Below are 24,120 nucleotides of genomic sequence, written 5' to 3'. Positions count from 1 at the left end.
CCTTACATATATGGGTCATCTATCCCCAGTTTGCCAAGGATCTCGGATTCGAGCGCTTCCATGACTATGGCATCGGGGTCACGCACATGATCGTAGCCAAGAAGGTGAAGCAGCCCGTGAATCACCAGATGCGTGACATGATCTGACATTGTCTTCCCAGTCTCCTCAGCCTCTCGTTGGCAGGTATCAAATGAAATCGCAATATCGCCCAGTGCTATCTCGCCGGTGAAATCTGGCCGAGGCAGGCTTGGGCGTTCTCCGGCGATCTTGGGTGAGAGATCTTCGGCCGGCCAGCTCAGAACATTCGTCGGCGTGGGTTTGTCACGGTATTCGGTGTTAAGAGCCTCAATCCGGGAATCGTCACATCCCAGCAGTGAAATCTCGCAAATCTCGGGATCCAGACCAAGATGCGCCAGGGTGGCCGATATTCCCCGCTCGGCTAGCGGAGGAAGACTGGTCCAACGCGGGTCTTCCAAAGTCAGGTCAAGCGTCATTCTGGCCTCAGATTTCAGGAGCGGACGTTTCGGAAGGATGCACCTGCCGTGATCGCCCACCCGGGATTTTGATATGCGTGCAACGACATAGATGCCGGGGCGTCGCCCAAAACCGAGTGGTGTTCGGTTTGAAAGAAGCTATCCACAGTTGAAAGCAACCCGAGGTCAGCCAGCATCGGCCTCATAAGCCTCGATAATGGCGGCTACAAGCGGATGCCGCACGACGTCACGGGACGTGAAGTAATTGAAACTGACGCCGGAAACTGACTTCAGCAGCCGCTCGGCGTCCTGCAGGCCAGACGGGACTCCGCGAGGAAGATCCACCTGGCTTCGGTCGCCGGTGATTACCATTCGCGACCCCTCACCCAGACGCGTCAGAAACATCTTCATCTGCATCGTTGTGGCATTTTGGGCTTCGTCAAGAACCACGAATGCATTGGCAAGCGTTCTGCCCCGCATAAAAGCAAGAGGCGCGATCTCGATTCGCTTCTCTTCAATCAGTTTGGCCAGCTGCTTGCCGGGCAGGAAATCATTCAGCGCATCGTATAGCGGCTGCATATATGGATCGACCTTATCCTTCATGTCGCCGGGCAGATAACCGAGCTTTTCGCCCGCCTCCACCGCCGGACGACTAAGAATGATCCGGTCGACATGGCCGCCAATGAACATCGACACACCTACCGCGACTGCAAGATAGGTCTTGCCGGTCCCTGCAGGGCCAATGCCAAAGGCCAGTTCGTGATTGAACAGAGATTGCACATAGGCTTTCTGCGCATCGGTACGGGGCTCAACCAACTTTTTTCGGGTTTTGATCTCGACCGGACCACCTTTAAACATTTCCAGCTGATCGCCGTCGCGGCTGCCGGTATCGGCTTCGGGGCCGCCCATGCGGAGTTCCCGGTCGATATCCCCGGGCTCGACCGAACGGCCCGATTCGAGACGCTCATAAAGGGCCTGCAAAACCTCGGTCGCCTGTTTTTGAAGAGCGTCCTCGCCCATGACAGCCAGCTGATTGCCACGCCGGACGATCTGAACGCCCAGCTTTTGTTCGATCTCGGCCAGGTTGCGGTCAAATTCACCGCACAGGTCGATCAGCAACCGATTGTCGGGAAACTCGATCAGCATCTCGTGGGATGCTGTATCGTCTTGCGGTGGGGTCAGTTCACCGATGGCCATCCGCTCTCCTTGTGTCGAAGCCTTACTCAACGGTGCCAAGATCGAACCTGCCTTGCAAGCGCCAATGCGCAAAATCAGCCGCATTTGAACAAAATAAGCTGTCAGTTGCCGTCGGAAACACAAGATAAGGCGGCCAATCGCTCAACCCTATCGTTGCCGTTGAATGCCGCCCTGCTTAAGACCTGTCGCCGAAACCGGATCTTCGCAGGGTGCATGAACGGCGAGCCAACATCCATCCGATTCATGGATTCTCCGCAATTGGCGCTCTGGAAATGTGGCGAAATCTCCACCAATTGTGCTGCTGAAATGCACAATCGCGATCTGAGGGGCAAACTGTTCTCTCAAAAAGGTAAAATTGCCGGGAAATATGGCCAGAATATGTTTCGAATTTGCCGGAGCGGGGTCGCAAGGTATATTACCTTACTGCCAATGCACCATCGGTGGGGGATGGGCCTTTTGTTAAAACTGGACCCGTTTTTAACGACCGAACTTTTAAAGAAAGGCAAAGACTATGCGAACCAAGATAATGGCAGCGGGCCTGATCACAGGTCTTGCCGCGGCTACGCTGTTTGCTGCTGACATGACGTCGGCACAAACCAAGCCAACCCAGCCCGGAACCACCGGCAATGAATTCGTCATCAGCTGCTACCGAGGACCGTGGCGCGATACGGTCGCACTGGACCGGCCCAACGCCGTCTTCCTCGATGAACTGATGGAATATGGCTATACGCCTACTCAGGCCATCTCGATCGGAAAGCGGGTTTGCCGCGACGAGTATGGTGTGCGGAATCCCGAACACCTGAAGGCAACGCTGGCCAAACTCATCAAGGAACAGCCGCCTCGCCGCTGAGGGGCACCTTCAAAGATGGGCAGGCATTGCGAGGGACGTATCCACGTCCCTCGTTCTTCTTTGTCAACCAACTACGGTTCCTGAAAGGGAATTGGCGCCCGATGCCATGATCCGGACGCGTTTCAGATCACCACGGGCAAGCGAGTCATCAGAAACGTGCACCGCGTGCAGATACTCGGATTTTCCGACCATCTGACCTGCCAGTCTTCCCGGCTTTTCGAACAGAACCGATACTTCCCGACCGACCATTTCATCCTGCACTTCACGCTGGTGACGCGTGATCAACGCCTGCAGGCGCTGCAGTCGGTCGTCTGCTTGCTCGGCGGATACCTGAGGCCGCTCGGCTGCCGGCGTGCCGGGGCGCGTCGAGTACTTGAAGGAATAGGCATAGCCGTACCTGACCTCTTCAACGAGATCGAGTGTGGCCTGAAAATCCTCTTCGGTCTCTTCCGGGAAACCGACGATGAAATCGCCCGACATCAGAATGTCAGGACGCGCCGCGCGAATACGCTCGATCAGGCGCAGGTAGCTTTCCGCCGTATGTGACCGGTTCATCCGCTTCAGGATCCTGTCCGAGCCAGACTGCACCGGCAGATGCAGGTATGGCATCAGCTTGTCACATGTGCCGTGGGCCTCGATCAGCTCGTCCGTCATGTCATTTGGGTGGCTGGTGGTGAACCGAATTCTTTCCAAGCCATCGACCTTGTCGAGCTGCCAGATCAACTGCGCCAAGGTCACGTCACCCTCTGGACCCGCTCCGTGATAGGCATTCACATTCTGCCCGAGCAGGGTAATTTCGCGCACGCCACGCTCGACCAGATCCTGCGCTTCCCGGATGATCCGGTCTGCGGGTCGGGATACCTCAGCGCCGCGTGTGTAGGGAACCACACAAAACGCACAGAATTTGTCGCAACCCTCCTGAACCGTAAGAAATGCAGTCGGGCCGCGCTTGGCCTTGGGACGGTTCTTGAGTTTCTCGAACTTGTCCTCTTCGGGGAAATCGGTATCCAGCGCCTTTTCACCGTTTCGTGCCTTTTGCTCCATTTCGGGCAGGCGGTGATAGCTCTGCGGCCCCACGACCAGATCAACCAACGGCTGGCGCCGCATGATTTCTTCGCCTTCGGCCTGTGCAACGCATCCGGCGACTCCGATCTTCAGGTCAGGCTTTTCTGCTTTCAGCCCCTTGAACCGACCCAGCTCGGAATAGACTTTTTCGGCTGCCTTTTCGCGAATGTGGCAGGTGTTGAGCAGGATCATATCGGCATCGTCGGCGCTCTTGGTCTCCACGTATCCCTGACCGCCCAGCGCCTCTGCCATGCGCTCGCTGTCATAGACGTTCATCTGACAGCCATAGGTCTTGATGAAGAGCTTTTTGGGCTCGGATGAGTTGGACATGGAGAATGCCTTTGCGTTCGCGGGATCAGCGGATGCCTTTACCCGGTTCCCGGATGTCTTGCAATGCACGCGCATTTAACGGATTCTGGCAAAGATTGCCAGCGCGGCACCAAAGTTCGAAGCGCCGCGCCATGCCGGCAATTTCGAGCAGAGCAGGCAAACCAGAAATCAGGTACAGGCAATGGAATACAGCTCTTTCGAAAACTTCCTGAAACAGGGAAAATCGGTCCTTGAAAAGGGTCCGGTCGCGATGATCTTCGTCGAAGATGATGTCGAGGTTGCCACCACCTTGCGCCATCACCTTCAATGCGGGTTTCGTGCGGTGATCGCCCTGATGCCGGATGCCTTCCGGTTGCCGGACGATGTTGCCGCCAAAATTCACCGTGTACCATTTGATTGCGGTCCACATGATGCAGTAGTGGGCGCAATCAATGCCGTGATCGAGACCGCGCCCGGCACCTGGCTTTATTACTGCTACAATGCCGAATACCTGTTCTTTCCATTCTGCGAAACTCGGGATGTGGGCGAAATGCTCACCTTTCATACTGAGGAACGGCGCAGCGCAATGCTCACCTATGTCATCGACCTGTATGCAGATGATCTCGACGCATTTCCCAATGCCGTGTCACTGGACAGAGCTTTCCTTGACCGATCCGGGTATTACGCTCAGTCCCGCAAAGACCCAGAAACCGGGCACCCGCGCGAACGGCAGCTTGATTTCTATGGCGGCGTGCGCTGGCGGTATGAGGAGCACATACCCAAGAACAGCCGCAAGATTGACCGTATTGCTCTTTTCTGCGCAAGGCCGGGTCTGCGCCTGCAGGATGATCACACCTTCAACGATCAGGAATACAATACCTATTCCTGCCCCTGGCATCACAACCTGACCGCCGCGATCTGTTCGTTTCGTACGGCCAAAGCCCTCAAGCGTAACCCGGGATCCACGTTCGACATCCACAGTTTTCGCTGGCACAATTCCACCCCGTTCGAATGGCACTCTCGTCAGCTGCTGGATCTCGGCCTGATGGAACCCGGCCAATGGTTCTGACGCGACCGGGCTGAGCGTGCGCCAGTACGTGCGCCAGCAAAACGGTTGTATCTGAACCAGCCCGGAAAGGGACAGGGCAATGGTTTTGCCGCGCTCTTGCCTACTGTTGCAAAAGGATCGGAAACCAGTCCTCGCGCAACCGCTGCCCCGGCTTCATGTCGTGCCCGGGAAACGGCGGTGACGTCCGGCCCGGCCGTTCTACGTACCGCGCGTCATCTCCGACCAAACGGAGCGAAAAAGCGCGGCGGCGGCGATCACTGGTATTACCCCGCGCACCATGCAGAGTCCGGAAATTGAACGCCAGCGCATCACCAGGTTGCATCGGGAACTCGACGACCCGCATACCTTCGGCATCCGGATCCGGCACCGGCATGTACTTGCCCTCGTCCGGAAAGAAACCGTCTTCCGACACCCAACGTGTCGGAAGTACTTCTTTCTCCCAGCGGTGCGACCCGGCTACGCAGCGCAATGTGGCCTCTTCCACAGGATCCAGCGGGGACCAGAAGCTGATCGTCTGCTCTCCCTCGACGAAGTAGTAAGGGCCATCCTGATGCCAAGGTGTCGCCATTGAAGTTCCGGGCTCTTTCACAAGAACATGATCGTGGAACATCTGGACGGATTTGGATTGCATCAGATCGGCGGCCACCTCAGCGACCGGAGACTCTTCGATCGCCGCTTTAAAATCAGTCAGGCGTGTCCAGTTGCAGTAGTCGTCAAAGAACCGTCCGGTATGACCCTGCTTTTCATTGTTTGACGCGTATGGTCCGGGGTTCGCCATGTTTTCGGCAATGCCGGCCCGCAGCTGGTCCACCTGCCCGGCGAACAATCCCCGAATCAGAACTACACCATCACGCTGATAAGTATCGATCATCTCTTGCGAAACCAGAGGATGTGTCATCGGCGTTTACTCCAAGCCAACCTTGTTTCGCCGACCCTGCCGTTGCGATCCGCGAAATTCAATCGTTATCCGCCGCTGGCGATCGCAAAGGTGCGCCTGCTAAAAAGAACCGTGCCTAAATGGGATTGCCTTAGGGCTTGCGGCGCAAGCGGATCACCACATCGACAGAAGCTATTTCCACTCCTTCAGGCGCGGAGGGGAGGCTTTGAATCACCAACTGGTCCGAAGGTGCATCCGAAAGCCGACCTTCATCCTCCCAGAAAAAGTGCGGATGGTCGTGTGTGTTGGTGTCGAAATAGCTCTTTGAACCGTCGACGGTAATTTCCTGCAATACACCTGCAGCACAGAATGCACGCAGAGTATTGTAGACTGTCGCCAAAGATACCGGCGCATCTTCGGCCCGAGCAGCCTCAAACAGGCTTTCAGCAGTAACGTGACGATGCTTGCCATCACCCACCAATAACTCGGCTAAAGCGACGCGCTGCCTCGTTGGCCGCAGGCCGGCGTCGACCAACCAATCCGTGGCAATCTGCAGGCTCGTTTTGCTCATGGCGCTCTCTTCATCCCATCCTTGCTGCAAATATAGGGCTGTGCAGGTGTCAATTTCAAATGAAATTCATTCGCATCAGAACCCGCGACCTGTTTGCGCATACCGGCAGTGCCACCCTTGCGGGACCCGAGGGCGCGATGCTAGACGGGGCCTGAAAGACAATACGCACCCCAGGCAGGAGACACTGCAGCATGGCACAATTCCCGAGCAGTTTTGACAAAGACGACCTGTTGAAATGCGCACGAGGCGAGTTGTTCGGCCCCGGAAACGCCCAATTGCCGGCGCCTCCGATGCTGATGATGGACCGCATCACCGAAGTTTCGGGAGATGGCGGGCTGCATGGGAAAGGCCATGTTCTGGCCGAATTCGACATTACACCGGACCTTTGGTTTTTTGATTGTCACTTTCCGGGAAATCCGATCATGCCGGGATGTCTCGGACTTGACGGGCTTTGGCAGCTTACCGGGTTCAATCTCGGCTGGCGTGGCTGGCAAGGGCGCGGATATGCTCTGGGCGTGGGCGAGGTCAAGCTGACCGGAATGGTCCGCCCGGACCGCAAGATGCTGACCTACAAGGTCGATTTCACCAAGGCCATTCAGACCCGCCGCCTGACAATGGGTGTCGCAGACGGGATTGTAGAAGCAGATGGTGAGGTTATCTATCAGGTCAAAGACATGAAGGTTGCTCTGTCCGAGAGCTGAGCCGGTTCGATTGTCCGAACCGCAATGATCAGAGCAGCAAAATAACGGGAGAGCGCATATGCGTCGTGTCGTCGTCACCGGTCTTGGGGTAGTTTCCTCAATCGGAAATAATGCCGAAGAAGTTGTAACATCTCTAAAAGCCGGAAAATCCGGGATCGTGGCCAGCGATGAGATGGCAGAACACGGATTTCGCAGCCAGATCGCTGGAACGCTGAAGCTGGATGTCAAAGAGCACGTAGACAAACGCGCCTTGCGTTTCATGGGGCCCGGCGCAGCCTATGCCCATATCGCGATGAGCCAGGCCATTGCCGACGCCGGCCTGACCGAGGATCAGGTGGTCAACCCGCGCACCGGCCTCGTCGCGGGCTCCGGCGGGCCGTCAACCAGCGCCATGCTGACAGCGCACCAGACCGTGCTAAAAACCGGTGCCACCAAGCGTATCGGTCCCTTTGCTGTTCCCAAGTGCATGTGCTCGACGATCTCGGCCAACCTTGCGACTGCGTTTAAGATCAAGGGGATCAACTATTCCATTACATCGGCTTGCTCGACCTCGCTGCATTGCATCGGCAACGCAGCCGAACAGATCATGATGGGCAAGCAGGACGTCATGTTTGCGGGGGGCGGCGAAGAACTCGACTGGACGCTGAGCTGCCTGTTCGACGCGATGGGTGCGATGTCGTCCAAGTATAATGACACCCCTGCCAAGGCCTCGCGCGCCTTTGATCAGGATCGCGACGGGTTCGTGATTTCCGGCGGCGGCGGCATCGTTGTTCTGGAAGATCTGGAACACGCCAAGGCACGCGGCGCAAAGATCTATGCAGAGGTTACGGGTTATGCCGCCACATCGGACGGGCATGATATGGTGGCCCCGTCGGGTGAAGGTGGGGAACGGGCCATGCGGTCCGCGATGGCAACTTTGCCCGAAGGGCGAAAAGTCAGCTACATCAATGCCCACGGAACGTCGACCCCGGTAGGCGATGTCGGCGAAGTCGAAGCGGTGCGCCGCATTTTCGGCGAAGGAAATGTGCCACCGATCTCTTCGACCAAGTCGATGACCGGGCACGCGCAGGGTGCTGCTGGCGCGCTGGAAGCGATTTTCTGTCTGCTTATGCTGGACAACGATTTCATCACGCCCTCCATCAATGTGGATACCCTTGCCGAGGGAATTCTGCCCGGTGAGGTCGCGACCGAAGTTGTCGAAAACGCCGGACTGGACAGCGTCATGACCAACAGTTTCGGCTTTGGCGGAACCAACGGCTCCATGATCCTTTCGAAATTCAACGGGTAACAGAACATGTCAGACACATTGAACGGAAAGCGTGGGCTGATCATGGGCGTTGCCAACGATCGATCGATCGCTTGGGGAATTGCCAAGGCCATGCACGAAGCCGGCGCAGAACTGGCCTTTACCTATCAGGGCGAAGCGTTCGGCAAACGGCTTGAACCACTCGCACAGAGCATCGGCAGCGATTTCATGGTCGATGCGGATGTCACCGACGATGCCTCGCTTGACCGGGCTTTCGGAGAGTTGGCAGAGCGCTGGCCAACCATCGATTTCGTGGTCCACGCCATCGCCTTTTCTGACAAGTCGGAGTTGACCGGCAGGTTCTTGGACACGAGCCGCGCGAACTTCAAGCACTCGATGGACATCTCAGCCTATTCCTTCATTGAGGTGGCGCGTCGCGCCTATCCGCTGATGAAGGACAACGGCGGCACCCTGCTGACACTTACCTACCAGGGGTCCAACCGCGTGGTTCCCAACTACAATGTCATGGGCGTGGCCAAGGCGGCATTGGAATCCGCCACCCGGTATCTGGCCAACGATCTGGGACCCGACGGCATTCGCGTCAACGCGATCTCTCCCGGCCCGATGAAAACGCTGGCCGGGGCAGCGATTGGCGGGGCCCGAAAGACCTACAAATTCTGCGACAACAACGCTCCGATGCGTGCCAATGCGACGCTTGAGGCAGTCGGCGGAACGGCCGTGTATCTGGCCTCGGATGCGGGCGCCTGCACCACCGGCGAGATCATACGGGTAGACGGCGGGTTTCACGTTCTGGGCATGCCTCAACCCGAATCCATGTAACACCGCATTTCCGAAATTGCGGCAATTTCATGAAACGGGTGCCGGGAATATACATCCCGGCGCCCGTTTTGCGCCACAATTGTCCACTATCCTCAGGTCATGGTGGACAATGACGTATCTCTCAGCGCGGCACTGAGACCGCCCAGACCGGCCCCCAAGGGCCTGCGTCGTCTGAACCGCGTGGTGATCACGGTCTGCACGATATTCCTCATTGTCATCTTTTTCGCCGACCCTCTGAGCCGGACCCTGTCGGGCTTGTTGCCATTGGGCCAAAGCGCCGAGCCGACTTCGGTTGCGCATTTCTCTGACCCCGTGACAATCGAGGCCGTTCCGCTGGAAGTTCCGGCGCCCAAAGCGATAACCGCCGAAGTGAAACCGGAAATTATCACGCCTTCAGCCACGATGCCGGTCTTGAGCCTACCGGAGACGTCGCCACTGCCCGTAGCAGAAGCCGATCCAACAGCAGTGACCAAGGATGATTTCAACCTGTCGGTTATGGAACTGTTTCCGGTCCCCGAGATCGCCAAAGACCCGAGCCGCCCGGAAGTGCTGCAAATGCCCCGCAACATAGTTCCGGTGCGTCGCGCCGGAATGCCGGCGCAGCCTTGATCACGCCAATGTTCAGGCGATCGACACCAGTTCGATATCGAAAATCAGGTCTTTTCCTGCCAGTGGGTGATTGGCATCCAGGGTCACGGTTGCCTCGTCCAATTCAACAACGGTTACCGGCAGAACCTGCCCATCCGGCGTTTGCATCTGAAGCTGGATGCCGACTTCCAGCGGGATATCGTCCGGAATGCCCTCTCGCGGGATGGCCTGACGTGCGTCAGGGTTGATCGGACCATAGGCCTGCTGGCAATCAATCTCGATCCGTTTCTTGTCGCCAGCCGACATACCCGGAAGCTCCGCATCCAGACCAGGGATGACCTGCCCTGACCCAACCGTGAACTCCAGCGGATCGCGCCCGTCGGAACTGTCAAATTGCGTCCCATCGGTCAGGGTTCCGGTGTAATGGATGCGCACGGTGTCGCCGTTTTTGACCTGTTGTGGGGTCTGGGTCATGAGGTCTCCGATCTCTGGACTTGAATAAAGCGGCCACCCTAGGGATTGCCGATAGGATGTAAAGCCGCTCCCCCTTCCCTGTGGTGCAACCTTGTGCCACGCTGCCGCAACCGGAGGGGACGCAAATGGTAATCACGACCTGCATCTTCGATGCTTACGGAACTCTGTTCGACGTTTCGGCAGCCGCCCGTCAGGCGGCGAACGAACCGGAAAACGCGGCACTGACAGACAAATGGATGCCTCTGGCAAACCACTGGCGCTTGAAGCAGCTGCAATACACTTGGCTTCGGGCCATTACCGGAGCCCATACCGATTTCTGGGAAGTAACCCAGAATGGGCTGGACTGGGCCATGGAAGCCTGCGGCCTGGATGGAAACACGGCGCTGCGCAAACGCTTATTGGATCTTTACTGGGAGTTGCAGGCCTATCCGGAAGTTCCCGAAATGTTGTCCAAGCTCAAACAAACCGGCCTGAACACGGCAATCCTGTCGAACGGCTCTCCTGACATGCTCAATGGTGCGGTTCGATCTGCCGGGATTGCGGACGTGCTGGACGATGTTCTGTCTGTGGAAAGCGTAGGTATCTTCAAGCCGGACGCACGGGTCTATGATCTGGTTGGTCAGAGATTTGGCTGCGATCGTGGCGAAGTCCTGTTTGTATCCTCTAATGGATGGGATGCTGCCGGTGCTTCGGGATACGGGTTTTTGACTGCCTGGGTGAACCGGTCCGGTGAACCAATGGACCGCTTGCCCTGGACCCCGTCCCATGTTCTGTCGGACCTGATGACGATACCTGAGCTGGCAGAAGCCTGATGGCATATTTCACAACGAAAGACGGCATTCAGATCTATTTCGAGGACACCGGCAGTGGCCGGCCTGTTCTATGCCTCGCGGGCCTGACCCGGTGTAGCAGGGACTTTTCCTATTTCGCCCCCTACGCCTCTGACCTGCGCTTGATCAGTATGGACTATCGGGGTCGTGGCAAATCTGACTATGATCCTGACTACCTTAACTACAACGTCTTACGCGAAGCGCAGGATGTTCTGGAACTGCTCGACCACCTCGGCCTTGAACAGGTCGCGATCCTCGGAACGTCGCGCGGTGGGCTGATCGCGATGACCTTAGCCATGTTGAACCATGACCGGCTTTCTGCCGTTATCCTCAACGACATCGGGCCCGCCATCAGCAATGAAGGAATTGCGCGGATCATGGAGTATGTCGGCAAGAAACCGGCCTCGAAGTCTTACGAGGACGCTGCCAATGCGTTGCGATATACGATGGAAGAGCAGTTTCCCGGTGTTCCCATGAACAGATGGCTCGAGCAGGCGCGGATTCTGTTCGACCAGACCGCAGATGGCTTGCAACTCAGGTATGATGCCGCATTGCTGACCAGCCTGCTGGAGCAGGCTGCCAACGGTCCTGCCCCCGATCTCTGGCCGCTGTTTCAGGCGCTCGAAGGCCTGCCATCCGGCGTTATCCGGGGCGCGAATTCGGACTTGCTGACCGAAGAAACCATGTCGGAAATGCAAAAGCGGCTGCCGGCGTTGATCACTGCAACCGTGCCTGACCGAGGCCATGTTCCGTTTCTTGACGAACCCGAAGCGCTGGATCTTGTACGGAGGGTTCTCGCGGCATGACCTCGATAAAACTGATAGAGGCCGCTGCCGACCGGCTGAAGGGGCACGCGCGGCGCACACCGTTGCTCAGTTCACCTTTTTTGGATCAGATTGCGGGTCGACGCCTTCTGATCAAACCGGAATGTCTGCAACATACAGGTAGCTTCAAGTTCCGCGGAGCATGGTCGGCAGTTTCCGCATTGGAACCGAAAGTGCGGAAGCGGGGGATACTGGCTTATTCTTCGGGAAATCATGCGCAAGGCATTGCACTTGCAGCAGCGCGCCATGGGGCACCGTCTGTGATCATTATGCCTTCGGATGCGCCGCGCCTGAAGATCGAAAACACCGTTGCGCTCGGGGCCGAAGTCGTTCTCTACGACCGCGCTTCGGAAAGCCGGGAGGAAATCGGAAACAGGCTGGCCACCGAACGCGGCCTGACCCTGATCAAACCTTATGATGAACCTCAGGTGATCGCCGGGCAGGGCACAACAGGATTGGAGACTGCGGAACAGGCAGCCGCCGAGGGCGTGGACAGCGCCGATGTTCTTGTCTGCTGCGGCGGCGGCGGATTGACATCGGGAATCGCTCTGGCATTGGAGGCACACGCGCCGGGTCTGCGCCCGCGCCCGGCCGAACCGGAGGGGTTCGACGATACCGCGCGTTCATTGATCTCGGGCCGGATCGAAGAAAATTCGCAGACTTCAGGAAATATCTGCGACGCGATTCTGACGCAGGCGCCCGGCCAGATCACTTTCCCGATCCTGCAACGTCTGTGTGGCCCCGGCCTGTCCGTCAGCGAAGACGAGGCCATGCGCGCGATGGCTCTGGCCTACTCACGCCTGAAAATCGTGACGGAACCCGGCGGCGCGGTTGCCCTCGCCGCGGCTCTGTTTCGTCAGGACGAGATTTCCGGAGCTGCGGTGATCGCCGTGGTTACTGGCGGCAACGTGGATGCCGACCTGTTTCAAACCGCGCTGGATCGGTTTGCCGACTAATCCGTTGCCGACCATTGGGTATGGGCAGGGTTTACCTCAACCGGGTGCCACGTAAAGTTGCCCCAGAAGTGAACGAAGGGGATGGAAATGCAAATCGCGGATCTGGGCGATGTCCGACTACACTACAGAATCGATGGCGACCCGAATGGCGCTCCGGTTGTTTTTTCCAACTCTCTGGGTACCGATCTTCGGCTCTGGGACGCAATCCTGCCGTTGCTGCCGGACGGCCTGAAGATCATCCGCTATGACAAGCGCGGCCACGGTCTGTCATCCGGGCCTTCCGGCCCTTATACAATGGGCTCGCTGGTTCGGGATGCCGAAAAACTGCTGGATCACCTGGATGTTCGCGACTGCGTGTTTATCGGCCTTTCCATAGGCGGCATGATCGCCCAAGGGTTGGCCGTTAAACGATTGGACCAGGTCAGGGCGCTGGTTCTGTCCAATACGGGCGCCAAGATCGGAACCGCCGAGATGTGGGCCGAACGCATATCAGCCGTGGAAACGGGTGGAATCGAAGCCTTGGCCGACAGCATTATGGAGCGCTGGTTTTCCAAAGGATTCACGGCAATGCCCGAGCTAGAACTCTGGCGCAACATGCTGGTTCGGCAACCAATCGAAGGCTATGCCGGCTGCTCTGCCGCGATCTCCGGGACTGATTTCTACACACCGACCAGCGGCCTACGCCTGCCGGCTCTGGGTATTGCCGGCGATGAGGACGGCTCTACCCCACCGGATCTGGTACGCGAGACCGTGGAATTGATACCGGGTTCCCAGTTCAAGCTGATCCGAAAGGCCGGCCACCTACCCTGTGTCGAGCAGCCACTGGCCTATGCCGAAGCTCTGAACGGGTTTCTGCGTGGTATTGGCCATATCTGAACATGGCCGATTTTCTGCTCGTTCACGGCTCGTGTCATGGCGCTTGGTGTTGGCGCGATCTTATTCCGGCATTGGAGGCCGCCGGGCATACCGCCCGCGCTATTGACTTGCCGGGACATGGCCCTTCAACCGTTCTGCCGAGCGCGTGCACACTCGATAGCTGCCGCGACACCGTTCTGGATGCTTCCACTCCGGACACCGTGATCCTCGGGCACAGTTGGGGTGGTTACCCGATCAGCGCGGCCGCCGAGACCGAGCCGAATGCCATGCGCGGGCTGATCTATCTCTGCGCCTATATTCCCATCGGCGGTCGATCGATGGTCGAAATGCGCAAGGCCGCACCCAGACAGCCCGTGCTTGAGGCCATCAACCGGTCTTCGGACGGGGCCAGCTATACCATCGATCCCGAACAGGCCCCCGGACTGTTCTATCACGATTGCCCCGACGCGGCCGTACGATATGCCATTCCGCGGCTTTGTGCACAGGCCATCGCTCCGCAGACTGCACCTCTGCCGCTGTCTGCGCGATTTGACAGTGTTCCCAAGCATTACATCCGCTGTCGCAATGACCGGACAATCCCACCCGAGTATCAACAAGAAATGACCAAGGACTGGCCTTCGCAAAGAGTTCATGTGATGGACAGTTCGCATTCGCCGTTCTTTGCCAACCCAAATGGCCTTGCCGCCCTAGTGAGCCGCATCGCACAGGAGATCTGATGGCCGCCTCGCTCTTTGACAGCCCGCTTTTCGCACAGCTTTTTCCAACCGGGGACACCGGACGCCTATTCACCGACAGTGCCGAGTTGCGCGCCATGCTGCTCGTCGAAGGCATGCTGGCCAAGGCCCAAGGCGAAGCGGGCGTGATCCCGGAACTTTCGGCCCAAGCCATTTCTCGCGCGGCTATGGAGGTGCAGCTTGATCCCGGTTCGCTGGCGCAAGCAACAGGGCAGAACGGGGTCAGTGTACCCGGTCTCGTTTCTGCATTCCGTGAAGAGATGCAGGCCCCGGAACACGCGCAGTATGTGCATTGGGGCGCGACCTCGCAGGACATTATCGATACCGGGTTGGTTCTGCGGCTGCGGCAGGCGCTGTCCGCGATAGAAACCGATCTGGTCGCGATTTCGTCGTCGCTCGCAAAACTGGCCTCAGCTCACGCAGAGCTGCCGATGCCGGGCCGGACCTATGGCCAACACGCGACGCCAACAAGTTTCGGTGCCATTGTCGCGGGTTGGGGTTGGCCGCTCTTCAACCTGCATGCTGAATTGGACGGGCTGCGGCGTGACTGTCTGATCGTGTCTCTGTCAGGTGCCGCAGGCACGTCCGGGGCGCTTGGGCCGCAAGCACCGCAGGTGCGCGCGCGACTGGCCGAGCTACTGAACCTGAATGACCCCGAACGCAATTGGCACACGGACAGATCGCCGATCCTGCGGCTGTCGAACTGGATGGAACGGCTGACTCTGGCACTATCCAAGATCGGCGAGGACGCCACCGAACTTGTCCAGACAGAGATTGCCGAGATCTCGCTTGGAGACACCGGTGCCTCATCGACGATGCCGCAAAAGCAAAACCCGGTCTCCCCGTCGGCGCTGGTTGCGCTTGCGCGATTCTGCACCGGGCTAACGGCCGGTCTGGACCAGTCGGCCACACACCGGCATCAACGAGACGGTGCGGCATGGTTCACCGAATGGCTTTGCCTGCCGCAAGTGGTTCTCTGCGCCGCATCTTCAGCACATGTCTCGCGAGCGCTGACCGCAAGTATCAATCCCCGTTCAGACAAAATGGCGGCAGCAATGGCTGCCGGCCTGGGGATGATACACGCCGAGGCACTGAGTTTCGCACTGGCCAGTCGAATGGCGCGCCCACAAGCGCAAAAAGAGACCAAGAAACTCTGCCGGGAGGCACAGGAAACCGGAACACATCTAAGCGCCATCGTGGCCCGCGACTGGCCCGAGATCGACGCAGATGCACTTTTTGATCCGGCACGACAATTGGCGCAGGCACCTGACGAAGCATTACGCTTTGCCGAGGCTGTGATGAACATGCCGCCTGCGTGACGTCAGGGAATGTCGACTACAGGCTTTCCCTGACAAGAGCGCCCGATACAGTCCGGCCGGCGATTCCGTTCCCAAACCGGCCTGATATGAAACTGCCTGTTGTCTTCATTCTGATCACCGTAATGCTCGATGCCATGGGCATCGGGTTGATTATGCCGATCATGCCGTCCCTGATCCGCGAGGTGCAGGGTGGCGATCTGGCCAACGCAGCACTGTGGGGCGGGGTGTTGTCGACTGTTTTTGCCGTGATGCAGTTCTTGTTCAGCCCGGTTCTTGGAAATCTTTCTGATTATCTGGGGCGGCGCCCAGTCATGCTGGTGTCGCTTGCAGTCATGGCATTGGATTACCTCGTGATGGCCATTGCGGGATCGATCTGGCTGTTGCTTTTGGGCCGGGTCGTCGGCGGCATCACCGCCGCTACACATACGACTGCCACCGCCTACATGGCCGACATCTCGGAACCCTCCAAGAAGGCTGCAAATTTCGGCTTGGTCGGAGCCGCATTTGGTGTTGGGTTCGTGCTGGGGCCGATACTTGGCGGTGTGCTGGGCGGGTTTGGCACCCGCGCTCCGTTTTATGCTGCCGCGATCCTGTCAGGTGCAAACTTCCTGCTTGGCCTCTTTGTCATGCGCGAGACAGTCACCGACGTCATCCGGCGCCCTTTTTACTGGCGCCGGGCCAACCCGCTTGGCGCCTTTCGTGCTGTTTCGTCGCTGCCAGGAGTGCGTGAGCTGCTTTGGGTCTATTTCCTCTATTCCGTAGCCCTTTATGTCTATCCGGCCATCTGGTCCTACTTCACCGAGGCCCGTTTTGGCTGGAGTCCGCAGGTCATCGGGCTCTCGCTCGCATTGTTCGGACTAACCATGGCCCTTGTTCAGGGCGTGCTGATACGGATTGTGCTGCATCGGTTCGGCGAAGCCCGCACCGTACTTCTGGGTCTCGGGGCAGACTTTCTTGCCTTCGGAATGCTGACCGTCGTGACCAGTGGCGCGGTCGCCTTACTGCTGACCCCAGTGGCGGCGCTTGGGGCGGTGGTAGCACCCGCAATTCAGGCGATGATGTCGCGCGCTGTTCCCGACAATCAGCAGGGCGAATTGCTGGGCGTCGTCAATTCGGTTCACGCACTGTCGATGATCGTTTCGCCATTGATGATGGCAAGCGTCTTTTCGGCTTTTGCCGGCGCTGATGCGCGTTTTTACCTACCCGGAGCCCCATTTGCGCTGTCGATGCTGCTTCTGCTCCTGGCGGCAGCTATTTTCATCCATTCGATCCGGGCCAAAACCGTTCCGTGACGTAACCGCGACGTGCCTGTGCCGGTTTCCGGCTTGCCCGATACGATTTGCTGCCCCACCCTTTGCTCAACAGGGAAAAGGGGAGGCTACTGCATGCAAACTATCAAGGCCGCGGTCTGCCGCGAGTTCGGAGCACCATTGTCCATTGAGGACATTCAGATTGCTGCCCCCGGCATGGGCCAGGTAGAAGTCACGCTGGAAGCCGTGGCGATCTGTCATTCCGACATTCACTATGCCGAAGGCGGCTGGGGCGGAAACCTCCCTGCGGTCTATGGGCATGAAGCCTCAGGAGCGATCAGCGCAATTGGTCAGGGCGCAGGCGACTTCAAGGTTGGGGATCGTGTCATTGTCACTCTGATCCGGGCCTGCGGTTCATGCCCCAATTGCGCAGGTGGAAAACCAACCATCTGCTCGACACCCATCGATGGGCAAAAAGGACCGATCCGCACCAGCGACGGTGCTCCACTGGAACAGGCGATGGCCTGTGGCGCGTTTGCGGAACGGGTTGTCGTCGATCACAGCCAGATCGTGAAGATCCCCTCGGATATGGCTGGGGACGTGGCTTGCCTGTTGTCTTGCGGGGTCATCACCGGGGTCGGAGCTGCCGTGAATGCTGCGAACCTGCGTCCGGGACAGGATGCCGTGGTTATCGGCGCGGGCGGCGTCGGGCTGAATGCCATTCAGGGCGCTCGAATTGCGGGTGCCCGCCGGGTTGTTGCCGTCGACATGACAGAGGAAAAGCTCGAAACAGCAAAGGAATTTGGCGCGACACACGGCGTTCTCGCGACAGACAAGACACCATGGAAATCTGTCTTTAAAGCGTTGGGCGGAAAGGGCGCAGATGTGGTCATGGTCACAGTCGGCGCCATTCCTGCCTTTGATCAGGCGCCACGCTACCTGGCATTGGGCGGCAAGGTCATCATTGTGGGACTGCCTCACGCCGGAGATACAGCGCAATACGAGCCGATGATCATTGGCGCGCTCAGCCAGGGCATGATCGGCTCCAAGATGGGCGATGTGGTAATTCAACGTGACATCCCATGGATGATCGACCTTTATAAACAGGGCCGATTGAAACTGGATGAGCTGATCTCGGGTCGCTGGTCGCTGGGCCAGATCAATGAGGCCATCGCCGACACCAACTCCGGTAGCGCCAAACGAAATGTGATCGTGTTCGATCGCTGAAATCTGACCGCACGGAAGGACCCCGGCCATGCGACTGCAGGATCTTGATGTAATCGTTACCGCCCCACCGGCTCCGGGCTGGGGCGGGCGTTACTGGATACTGGTCAAGCTGACCACCGACAGCAGGGTCACCGGATGGGGAGAGTGCTACGCCTCATCCGTCGGACCCGAGGCGATGAAACATGTCATTCACGATGTGTTCGAGCGGCACATGGCAGGAGAAAACCCCGAGAACATCGAACTGATGTTCCGGCGCGCCTATTCCAGTGGCTTTACCCAGCGCCCCGACCTGACCGTCATGGGAGCTTTCTCGGGGCTTGAGATCGCGTGCTGGGACATTCTCGGCAAGGATCGGGACCGTCCTGTTCACGCGCTGATCGGTGGACGAATGAATGACCGCATCCGTGCCTACACTTACCTCTATCCGCTGGCTAAACATAATCTCAGTGATTTCTGGACCTCGCCGGAACAGGCCGCCGAAAGCGCCGCTGAAATGGTCAGGCGTGGTTACACCGCGGTCAAGTTCGATCCTGCAGGCCCCTACACGATCCGCGGAGGTCATATGCCGGCGATGTCGGACATTTCCATGTCGGTGTCCTTTTGCAAGGCAATCCGAGAGGCCGTGGGTGACAAGGCGGACCTTCTGTTCGGAACACATGGGCAGTTCAACACCGCCGGCGCAATCAGGTTGGGTCAGGCGATCGAGCCTTATTCTCCTCTATGGTTCGAAGAACCTACGCCACCTGATAGCATCGAGGATATGGCGCGCGTCGCCCGCAATGTTCGCATCCCGGTCGCGACCGGGGAACGGATGACCACCAAGGCCGAATTTGGCGCAGTTCTGCGAGCGGGAGCCGCTGAGATCCTGCAACCTGCCTTGGGTCGTGCAGGTGGCATCTGGGAAATGAAAAAGGTCGCGGCGATGGCTGAGACCTTCAACGTTCAGATGGCGCCTCATCTCTATGCCGGGCCGGTGGAATGGGCCGCCAACATTCATCTCGCAGCCTCGATTCCCAATCTTCTTTTGCTGGAAACGATCGAAACCGAGTTCCACGATCGCCTGATAAAGGGTTCAATCCGCGTTGATAACGGTTTTGTGAAGCCGCCTGACGCTCCGGGTCTGGGCATTGATGTTGATGAGGAGCTGGCCCGCGCACATCCCTATAAGGGCACTGGGCTACATCTGGAGACACAAGAAGCTCCTTGCGACTATGTAAACGGAAATGCCTTCCAGGGCGGAGCGCCAGCTCGCGAACCAGACCCATCTGAGGGGTGACTTGCCGATCCTGTTCGGGTCATATTATCCAGAACCCGGAACAGGAGACCCGCGAACCGTGACGATTCAACCTTCTGAGAAGTTGTCTCCGGCAACACCCAAGGACATGACCGAGCGCGCTGCCGAGGCCGCCGCCTACCTCAAGACACTCGCCCATGAAGGACGATTGATGATCTTGTGTCATCTCGGGGCTGGGGAAAAGTCCGTCGGAGAACTCGAGAACCTTCTGGACATCCGGCAAGCCGCGGTCAGCCAGATGCTTGCGAGACTGCGTGAGGAAGGTCTGGTCACCACCCGGCGCGAAGGCAAGACGATTTTCTACTCGCTATCCGATAACAATACCGAGCAAGTGATCGGATTATTGTATTCGCTGTTCTGCGGGCAGGAGTAATGCCCGGTCAGGCGACGTATCCAGCGACCACCTGCAAAAGCTTGAAGGCTGTTGCCGCGTCATTCTCAACCACGGCAAGAAATTCTTCTTCGCCGATCCTCAAGCAGGTAATTTCTGTTTCGGCTTTCATGCTGAGCGCGCGCGGTTCTTTGCGGATCAACCCTAGTTCTCCGACAAGCGTGCCCGGCCCGACCTTGGCAATCAGGCGATCGTCCGCGTCATCTTGCGGAAGGTACAAACCCGCTTCGCCCTCGATCATCATGTAAGCACCGTCTTTGGGTTCGTCGTCCTTCAGGAACACCACCTCACCCGGCTCGGCGTGATACCAGCGCGCACCAAACGCCAGCAGGCGCATCTGTCGCCGGTTGAGGCCTGAAAACAGCGGCGTTTGCTCAAGTTCACGCACCTTGCGAGCGAGGTCGGCGCTGGCAACGCCGTCATCCCCTACAGTTTCGGTTGCTTCGTCGGTGACGATTCGACCCTGTTTGAGCTCAAAGAAGTTGTCAAATGCGTCTTCGTTTTCGAAGGATTCGTTGAGATAGATCACCGTCGTATCGGGCAACAGTGCGCGCAGGTTCCGGAAAACAGAAACCTGAGTTTTCATGTCATAGCTGTCCAGCGCCTGATCGAGAATGAGGATATCCGGCCTTTTGATAGTCGCCCTCGAAAACGCCAAGGGCTCGGCAAAGATACCCGGCAGGTTGATCCCGCCCAAAGCCAACGGAAGGTCATAAATGAGTTCAACGACCTGTTGCTGAGCGCCATTCTCGATCAGAACAGTCGCTACGAGCTTACGCAACTCATCCGCTTTACCCCCTGACACTTGGCTGACTTTTCCGAACAGGGCATTTTCTAACACGGTGAGCCCTGGCGCAAACCGCTCTGGCTCGAGCGGAACAAACAAGGTGTCGAGGCATTCCAGAAGCTCGGCGGAATGGCTGCGTCGCAGCTGAAGGATTTGCGCTTTGAGTTCATCCGAAAACGCGGGGCCAATCTGATCGGCCGAGATCAGCATCGGCACAATCAGCAGATTGGCCAATTGCGTATCGTCCAGAATGTCAGCGCCGTCCTTGCGGGTTCTCTCCACCAGTTCCAGCGCTGTTTCATAAGTTTTGACCTCGATTCCGAGCTTGCGGAACAGCGGGTGGTCGGTGCCGTCGATGCCAAAGGTCTGCCGCAACATGTCGATCACATCGGTGGTCAGGCTGACCAGCGTGTCATCAAGGTCAAGCGTTCGCAGCAACTCGAGAAACTCGGTCTGTAGCGCCATCTTTTCGCGGGTTATCTCTTCGGACGGCGTAGCAAACAATAGGTTTTCGCCAAGAGGCAACGACGCATTGTATTCGTCCGGATCAAAAAAGTGGGCGTGTGCTTCAAGATCGGCCTCTCGCACCGCTTGCTGAACCACGGGCCGCAGGGTCACCAATGAGGTCGCCAGTTCCGGGTGCGTGGCGGCATCGAAATTCTGTTCGAGCCCGCGTTGGAACAAGGCGGTGCCCGATCCCATGCCCTCGATCAGACGCAGCCACCAATTGCGCAGCTCGTCCTCGGTTTCGAGCCCTGCCATTTGTGGGTCGAGCCAATCGGCATGATAGGGATCCGGGCTGTTTCCGGCCCGCTGCGCTTCGCCATATGCGGTGCTGTTGCGCGTATCAGTTACCGGACGATGCTTGACCGGCATCATGACGTTTTCCCCGAACGTTCCCTGAAAAAGAACCGGCCGCGACGTCGCGTGGCCTATTCTGGACGCCACCACCGCCTGATGAAGATCCGACAGATCATACTCTCCGATACCGACCTTTCCGACCGATGGCAAAACCTCTCGGGTCAGCAGTTCCGAGAATGCGCGGCGATCTTCTTCGGACGATGCAGCAATACCAATTACCGCACCCGCCGGGAGGGTCGCATTCAGGTCTTCCAGCACAAGGTTTCCGTCGGCGTCCCGGACATTGACATGTTCGAGAACGATATCGCCATTCAGATGCGGGATGTTCTCCGGTTCGCCGTCAAACAGGCTTTCATCGACCATCCCGGGCGGGGCGAACCTTTCAAGGATGACATCCCAGCGAAGCGCCATGTCCTGAGTTTGGTTATAGTAGGCCAGAAGCTCCTTCCATGGGCTGGACAGATCCTTGTAGGCGCCCAGTGCCGCCACCAGCGCGCCCAGGGAAACCGTGCCCTGCAGCACCAGAAAACCGCCGACCGAATAGAACAAGAACGGCGTCATCTGAGAAATGAAGTTGTTGATGAACTTCATGAAGAATTTTTTCTGGTAGATTTCGAACCGGATCCGGAACAGGCGACCTAGCTGCTCGGTCACCATCGCCATACGAAAACGCCAGCCGCCATTGGTGCGCAGGGTTGACGCGCCGGCCGCGCTTTCCCCGATCTGCGCCGCCAGAACGCGCACCTCCTGAATACGTTTCTTGTTGAGAAGGTTGATCTGACGCTGCAGCTTGGGAATCAGCCAGGCCTGAAGCGGAATGAGCGCAACGGCGGCAAGACCGAACCAGACACTTTGTAGAAACAGAAAGGCCAGAATCGTGATCATCTGCCCTGCCTGCAGGACCGGCTGGCTGATCGCGTCGCCCATCAACCCGCCCATCGGCTCGCTTTCCGCGGTGATCATCGAGACTAGTTCGCCTTGGCTTACCCGCTCAAAATAGGGCTGTGGAAAGCGCAGAACCCGTCCAATCAGCTGATAACGAAACCGCCGAAGCATACGCTCGGAGAGCACACCCTTCATCGTGTTGATGCGCATCTTCAGCAAGCCATGCGCCAAAACGGCCAGCAGGAAACCGACACACAGAATGGCCAGAAACGTCAATTGGTCAAATGTGAAGCCAAGGAATTCAACCGTGGAGCTCTGGGCACCAATAGCGTCGTTAATAATGCGTTTTGGCAGCTCGAGCGTCAGGTAAAGAAGCGGGAACAACGCCGTGGTCACCATGAGCAGGATCATTTGATCCCGCTTGGAGTATTTCCAGATAAAGGAGAATAGCGTCCGTTCTATAGGTTCCGTCCGATGCGCTCAGTTGCCCGGCAAGGCAAGGTTTTCCTGACAATACCTTACAGGTGTAACAACCCTGCCCGGCCGCTGGCAAACTGTTTTCCCAACGTCTTTTTCGCGCTCGGCGCAGAATTCGAACGCATCGTTTCCGTCTGCTCAATTGCAGCGCGAGGACGAAACCCGTAAGCTATGCCCAAGCGGTCCGTTTCGGGAGGACGATGTGCCGGTGTTGGTTGGACAGGTTTTGTTGCTGTTGTGCTTGCTTCAGGTCAAGCACATGTTCGCCGACTATTTTCTGCAAACACCCAGAATGCTGGCGGGTCGGGACGAGTACATTCATCTTGGCCGCGCGGAACACGCAGCCATCCACGCCATTGGATCTGCGCTGGCGTTCATCATCGTGGGCGCACCGTTCGGTTTCATTGTCGTCATCTGCCTGCTGGAATGGGTGATCCATTTCCATATCGACTTCATCAAGGCGAGGTATTCGGAGATTAAGGACCTGAATCCGACTCAAGCATCCTTTTGGCGTGCGGCAGGCTTTGACCAGCTACTGCACCATCTGACCTACCTTGCTATGGTGTGGGCCTGGGCAAACTTTGCCGTCTGATTGACCGGTCTTGCGCCACTAGAAATGCACGGAACGGGTCCGTTTGACGGTGCGAAGAACTACGTTTGTCTGCGCACTTGCGACAGCCGGTAGCCGAAACAGAAAGCTTTCAAGAAACTGGTTGTACGCATCCAGATCCCGGCACATCACCCGCAGGTGATAGTCTGACTGCCCTGTTGTGGCATAGCAGTCCTGGACATCGGTGTTGTTTTCTACAGCCCGAATGAACTCGACGATCTTATCCGGATCGTGTCGGGTCAATTGCACGTGCACGATAGCCTGAAAGCCCAGACCCACGGCTGTGGGGTTCACAACGACGCCATAGCGTTCGATCACCCCAGCCTCCTCCATTTGCCGGACCCGACGCCACAGTGCCGATGTTGACATCCCGACGGCTTCGGCCAGATCGGCATTCGAGATTCGGCTGTCTGCCTGCAACAAGCTGAGAATTCTGCGGTCCCGGTCATCAAGATGCATTTGGTTAATTTCTCCGATTATTGACAGTATTTCGGGCAGAACGACCACATTATTCCCGAAGGCCTGTAAGATTGGAACCA

At 57.8% G+C, this 24,120-nt stretch carries 25 protein-coding genes; 17 read left to right on the top strand and 8 right to left on the bottom strand.

Features of this window, described 5'->3' with window-relative positions; all coding sequences use genetic code 11:
- Positions 1–2: 2 nt before the first annotated feature.
- Both ybeY and ACP15U_RS07940 read right to left on the bottom strand, forming a co-directional pair.
- Positions 3–494 carry an rRNA maturation RNase YbeY gene (gene ybeY, locus ACP15U_RS07945; protein WP_425044615.1) on the bottom strand — a complete coding sequence of 164 codons (492 nt, stop codon included), beginning with the start codon at positions 492–494 and terminating at the stop codon, positions 3–5.
- A gap of 165 nt (positions 495–659) precedes the next feature.
- Complete coding sequence (locus ACP15U_RS07940; RefSeq protein WP_425044614.1) at positions 660–1,670, bottom strand: PhoH family protein; 1,011 nt, start codon at positions 1,668–1,670, stop codon at positions 660–662.
- 511 nt (positions 1,671–2,181) lie between these two features.
- Between ACP15U_RS07940 and ACP15U_RS07935 the strand changes: the two genes are divergently transcribed.
- The gene (locus ACP15U_RS07935) at positions 2,182–2,520 is read left to right on the top strand and encodes a hypothetical protein (protein WP_425044613.1); all 339 of its coding nucleotides are present in this window, start codon (positions 2,182–2,184) and stop codon (positions 2,518–2,520) included.
- A 63-nt stretch (positions 2,521–2,583) separates the two neighbouring features.
- On the opposite strand, the gene miaB is transcribed toward ACP15U_RS07935, so the two are convergent.
- A complete protein-coding gene (miaB, locus tag ACP15U_RS07930; protein WP_425044612.1) occupies positions 2,584–3,915 on the bottom strand; it encodes a tRNA (N6-isopentenyl adenosine(37)-C2)-methylthiotransferase MiaB in 1,332 nt (443 codons plus the stop codon).
- A gap of 181 nt (positions 3,916–4,096) precedes the next feature.
- On the opposite strand from miaB, the gene ACP15U_RS07925 reads away from it, so the two are divergent.
- Entirely contained in the window at positions 4,097–4,963 is an 867-nt protein-coding gene (locus tag ACP15U_RS07925) for a hypothetical protein (RefSeq protein ID WP_425044611.1), read from the top strand.
- 100 nt (positions 4,964–5,063) lie between these two features.
- On the opposite strand, the gene ACP15U_RS07920 is transcribed toward ACP15U_RS07925, so the two are convergent.
- On the bottom strand, positions 5,064–5,861 hold the full coding sequence (locus ACP15U_RS07920) for a phytanoyl-CoA dioxygenase family protein (RefSeq protein ID WP_425044610.1): 798 nt from the start codon (positions 5,859–5,861) through the stop codon (positions 5,064–5,066).
- A gap of 130 nt (positions 5,862–5,991) precedes the next feature.
- On the bottom strand, positions 5,992–6,411 hold the full coding sequence (irrA, locus tag ACP15U_RS07915) for an iron response transcriptional regulator IrrA (RefSeq protein ID WP_425044609.1): 420 nt from the start codon (positions 6,409–6,411) through the stop codon (positions 5,992–5,994).
- 191 nt (positions 6,412–6,602) lie between these two features.
- On the opposite strand from irrA, the gene fabA reads away from it, so the two are divergent.
- The 4 genes from fabA (at position 6,603) to ACP15U_RS07895 (ending at position 9,807) form a co-directional block, all read left to right on the top strand.
- The gene (gene fabA, locus ACP15U_RS07910) at positions 6,603–7,112 is read left to right on the top strand and encodes a bifunctional 3-hydroxydecanoyl-ACP dehydratase/trans-2-decenoyl-ACP isomerase (protein ID WP_425044608.1); all 510 of its coding nucleotides are present in this window, start codon (positions 6,603–6,605) and stop codon (positions 7,110–7,112) included.
- Between the two features lie 58 nt (positions 7,113–7,170).
- Positions 7,171–8,400 (top strand): beta-ketoacyl-ACP synthase I, encoded by a 1,230-nt coding sequence (fabB, locus tag ACP15U_RS07905; RefSeq protein WP_425044607.1) that lies wholly within the window; start codon positions 7,171–7,173, stop codon positions 8,398–8,400.
- Positions 8,401–8,406: 6 nt separating this feature from the next.
- Positions 8,407–9,198 (top strand): enoyl-ACP reductase FabI, encoded by a 792-nt coding sequence (locus ACP15U_RS07900; protein ID WP_425044606.1) that lies wholly within the window; start codon positions 8,407–8,409, stop codon positions 9,196–9,198.
- Between the two features lie 102 nt (positions 9,199–9,300).
- Positions 9,301–9,807 carry a hypothetical protein gene (locus ACP15U_RS07895; protein WP_425044605.1) on the top strand — a complete coding sequence of 169 codons (507 nt, stop codon included), beginning with the start codon at positions 9,301–9,303 and terminating at the stop codon, positions 9,805–9,807.
- Between the two features lie 12 nt (positions 9,808–9,819).
- On the opposite strand, the gene ACP15U_RS07890 is transcribed toward ACP15U_RS07895, so the two are convergent.
- The gene (locus tag ACP15U_RS07890; RefSeq protein ID WP_425044604.1) at positions 9,820–10,260 is read right to left on the bottom strand and encodes an FKBP-type peptidyl-prolyl cis-trans isomerase; all 441 of its coding nucleotides are present in this window, start codon (positions 10,258–10,260) and stop codon (positions 9,820–9,822) included.
- A 125-nt stretch (positions 10,261–10,385) separates the two neighbouring features.
- On the opposite strand from ACP15U_RS07890, the gene ACP15U_RS07885 reads away from it, so the two are divergent.
- The 10 genes from ACP15U_RS07885 to ACP15U_RS07840 all read left to right on the top strand — a co-directional run bounded on the left by ACP15U_RS07885 (position 10,386) and on the right by ACP15U_RS07840 (position 19,943).
- Positions 10,386–11,072, top strand: coding sequence for a haloacid dehalogenase type II (locus ACP15U_RS07885; protein ID WP_425044603.1), 687 nt, complete (start codon positions 10,386–10,388; stop codon positions 11,070–11,072).
- Positions 11,072–11,896 (top strand): alpha/beta fold hydrolase, encoded by an 825-nt coding sequence (locus tag ACP15U_RS07880; RefSeq protein WP_425044602.1) that lies wholly within the window; start codon positions 11,072–11,074, stop codon positions 11,894–11,896. The genes ACP15U_RS07885 and ACP15U_RS07880 overlap by 1 nt, the downstream gene beginning before the upstream one ends.
- Positions 11,893–12,870: a threonine ammonia-lyase gene (locus ACP15U_RS07875; RefSeq protein WP_425044601.1), complete on the top strand. Its 978-nt coding sequence runs from the start codon at positions 11,893–11,895 to the stop codon at positions 12,868–12,870. The genes ACP15U_RS07880 and ACP15U_RS07875 overlap by 4 nt, the downstream gene beginning before the upstream one ends.
- A gap of 87 nt (positions 12,871–12,957) precedes the next feature.
- The gene (gene pcaD, locus ACP15U_RS07870; protein WP_425044600.1) at positions 12,958–13,746 is read left to right on the top strand and encodes a 3-oxoadipate enol-lactonase; all 789 of its coding nucleotides are present in this window, start codon (positions 12,958–12,960) and stop codon (positions 13,744–13,746) included.
- Positions 13,747–13,748: 2 nt separating this feature from the next.
- Positions 13,749–14,462 (top strand): alpha/beta fold hydrolase, encoded by a 714-nt coding sequence (locus ACP15U_RS07865; protein ID WP_425044599.1) that lies wholly within the window; start codon positions 13,749–13,751, stop codon positions 14,460–14,462.
- On the top strand, positions 14,462–15,799 hold the full coding sequence (locus ACP15U_RS07860) for a class-II fumarase/aspartase family protein (protein WP_425044598.1): 1,338 nt from the start codon (positions 14,462–14,464) through the stop codon (positions 15,797–15,799). Before ACP15U_RS07865 ends, ACP15U_RS07860 begins: the two co-directional genes overlap by 1 nt.
- 86 nt (positions 15,800–15,885) lie before the next feature.
- Entirely contained in the window at positions 15,886–17,091 is a 1,206-nt protein-coding gene (locus ACP15U_RS07855; RefSeq protein ID WP_425044597.1) for a TCR/Tet family MFS transporter, read from the top strand.
- Between the two features lie 93 nt (positions 17,092–17,184).
- The gene (locus ACP15U_RS07850; RefSeq protein WP_425044596.1) at positions 17,185–18,276 is read left to right on the top strand and encodes a Zn-dependent alcohol dehydrogenase; all 1,092 of its coding nucleotides are present in this window, start codon (positions 17,185–17,187) and stop codon (positions 18,274–18,276) included.
- A 28-nt stretch (positions 18,277–18,304) separates the two neighbouring features.
- Complete coding sequence (locus ACP15U_RS07845) at positions 18,305–19,552, top strand: mandelate racemase/muconate lactonizing enzyme family protein (protein WP_425044595.1); 1,248 nt, start codon at positions 18,305–18,307, stop codon at positions 19,550–19,552.
- Between the two features lie 106 nt (positions 19,553–19,658).
- Entirely contained in the window at positions 19,659–19,943 is a 285-nt protein-coding gene (locus ACP15U_RS07840; protein ID WP_425044672.1) for a metalloregulator ArsR/SmtB family transcription factor, read from the top strand.
- A 7-nt stretch (positions 19,944–19,950) separates the two neighbouring features.
- Here ACP15U_RS07840 and ACP15U_RS07835 read toward each other — a convergent pair whose 3' ends face one another.
- On the bottom strand, positions 19,951–22,905 hold the full coding sequence (locus ACP15U_RS07835; protein ID WP_425044594.1) for an ABC transporter transmembrane domain-containing protein: 2,955 nt from the start codon (positions 22,903–22,905) through the stop codon (positions 19,951–19,953).
- A 268-nt stretch (positions 22,906–23,173) separates the two neighbouring features.
- Between ACP15U_RS07835 and ACP15U_RS07830 the strand changes: the two genes are divergently transcribed.
- Positions 23,174–23,563 (top strand): DUF3307 domain-containing protein, encoded by a 390-nt coding sequence (locus ACP15U_RS07830; protein WP_425044593.1) that lies wholly within the window; start codon positions 23,174–23,176, stop codon positions 23,561–23,563.
- An 18-nt stretch (positions 23,564–23,581) separates the two neighbouring features.
- Here ACP15U_RS07830 and ACP15U_RS07825 read toward each other — a convergent pair whose 3' ends face one another.
- Positions 23,582–24,040: an Lrp/AsnC family transcriptional regulator gene (locus ACP15U_RS07825; protein WP_425044592.1), complete on the bottom strand. Its 459-nt coding sequence runs from the start codon at positions 24,038–24,040 to the stop codon at positions 23,582–23,584.
- Positions 24,041–24,120 lie beyond the last annotated feature (80 nt).

The sequence above is a fragment of the Primorskyibacter sp. S87 genome (assembly GCF_049801055.1).
Classification (GTDB): Bacteria; Pseudomonadota; Alphaproteobacteria; order Rhodobacterales; family Rhodobacteraceae; genus JBNAGF01.
This window is presented reverse-complemented; position numbering and strand designations above follow the sequence as displayed.

What these genes read in the sequence shown, in the direction of transcription:
- ybeY (WP_425044615.1), bottom strand. Translation starts at nt 494, where the DNA reads ATGACGCTTGACCTGACTTTGGAAGACCCGCGTTGGACCAGTCTTCCT.
- ACP15U_RS07940 (WP_425044614.1), bottom strand. Translation starts at nt 1,670, where the DNA reads ATGGCCATCGGTGAACTGACCCCACCGCAAGACGATACAGCATCCCAC.
- ACP15U_RS07935 (WP_425044613.1), top strand. Translation starts at nt 2,182, where the DNA reads ATGCGAACCAAGATAATGGCAGCGGGCCTGATCACAGGTCTTGCCGCG.
- miaB (WP_425044612.1), bottom strand. Translation starts at nt 3,915, where the DNA reads ATGTCCAACTCATCCGAGCCCAAAAAGCTCTTCATCAAGACCTATGGC.
- ACP15U_RS07925 (WP_425044611.1), top strand. Translation starts at nt 4,097, where the DNA reads ATGGAATACAGCTCTTTCGAAAACTTCCTGAAACAGGGAAAATCGGTC.
- ACP15U_RS07920 (WP_425044610.1), bottom strand. Translation starts at nt 5,861, where the DNA reads ATGACACATCCTCTGGTTTCGCAAGAGATGATCGATACTTATCAGCGT.
- irrA (WP_425044609.1), bottom strand. Translation starts at nt 6,411, where the DNA reads ATGAGCAAAACGAGCCTGCAGATTGCCACGGATTGGTTGGTCGACGCC.
- fabA (WP_425044608.1), top strand. Translation starts at nt 6,603, where the DNA reads ATGGCACAATTCCCGAGCAGTTTTGACAAAGACGACCTGTTGAAATGC.
- fabB (WP_425044607.1), top strand. Translation starts at nt 7,171, where the DNA reads ATGCGTCGTGTCGTCGTCACCGGTCTTGGGGTAGTTTCCTCAATCGGA.
- ACP15U_RS07900 (WP_425044606.1), top strand. Translation starts at nt 8,407, where the DNA reads ATGTCAGACACATTGAACGGAAAGCGTGGGCTGATCATGGGCGTTGCC.
- ACP15U_RS07890 (WP_425044604.1), bottom strand. Translation starts at nt 10,260, where the DNA reads ATGACCCAGACCCCACAACAGGTCAAAAACGGCGACACCGTGCGCATC.
- ACP15U_RS07885 (WP_425044603.1), top strand. Translation starts at nt 10,386, where the DNA reads ATGGTAATCACGACCTGCATCTTCGATGCTTACGGAACTCTGTTCGAC.
- ACP15U_RS07880 (WP_425044602.1), top strand. Translation starts at nt 11,072, where the DNA reads ATGGCATATTTCACAACGAAAGACGGCATTCAGATCTATTTCGAGGAC.
- ACP15U_RS07875 (WP_425044601.1), top strand. Translation starts at nt 11,893, where the DNA reads ATGACCTCGATAAAACTGATAGAGGCCGCTGCCGACCGGCTGAAGGGG.
- pcaD (WP_425044600.1), top strand. Translation starts at nt 12,958, where the DNA reads ATGCAAATCGCGGATCTGGGCGATGTCCGACTACACTACAGAATCGAT.
- ACP15U_RS07865 (WP_425044599.1), top strand. Translation starts at nt 13,749, where the DNA reads ATGGCCGATTTTCTGCTCGTTCACGGCTCGTGTCATGGCGCTTGGTGT.
- ACP15U_RS07860 (WP_425044598.1), top strand. Translation starts at nt 14,462, where the DNA reads ATGGCCGCCTCGCTCTTTGACAGCCCGCTTTTCGCACAGCTTTTTCCA.
- ACP15U_RS07855 (WP_425044597.1), top strand. Translation starts at nt 15,886, where the DNA reads ATGAAACTGCCTGTTGTCTTCATTCTGATCACCGTAATGCTCGATGCC.
- ACP15U_RS07850 (WP_425044596.1), top strand. Translation starts at nt 17,185, where the DNA reads ATGCAAACTATCAAGGCCGCGGTCTGCCGCGAGTTCGGAGCACCATTG.
- ACP15U_RS07845 (WP_425044595.1), top strand. Translation starts at nt 18,305, where the DNA reads ATGCGACTGCAGGATCTTGATGTAATCGTTACCGCCCCACCGGCTCCG.
- ACP15U_RS07840 (WP_425044672.1), top strand. Translation starts at nt 19,659, where the DNA reads ATGACCGAGCGCGCTGCCGAGGCCGCCGCCTACCTCAAGACACTCGCC.
- ACP15U_RS07835 (WP_425044594.1), bottom strand. Translation starts at nt 22,905, where the DNA reads ATGATCCTGCTCATGGTGACCACGGCGTTGTTCCCGCTTCTTTACCTG.
- ACP15U_RS07825 (WP_425044592.1), bottom strand. Translation starts at nt 24,040, where the DNA reads ATGCATCTTGATGACCGGGACCGCAGAATTCTCAGCTTGTTGCAGGCA.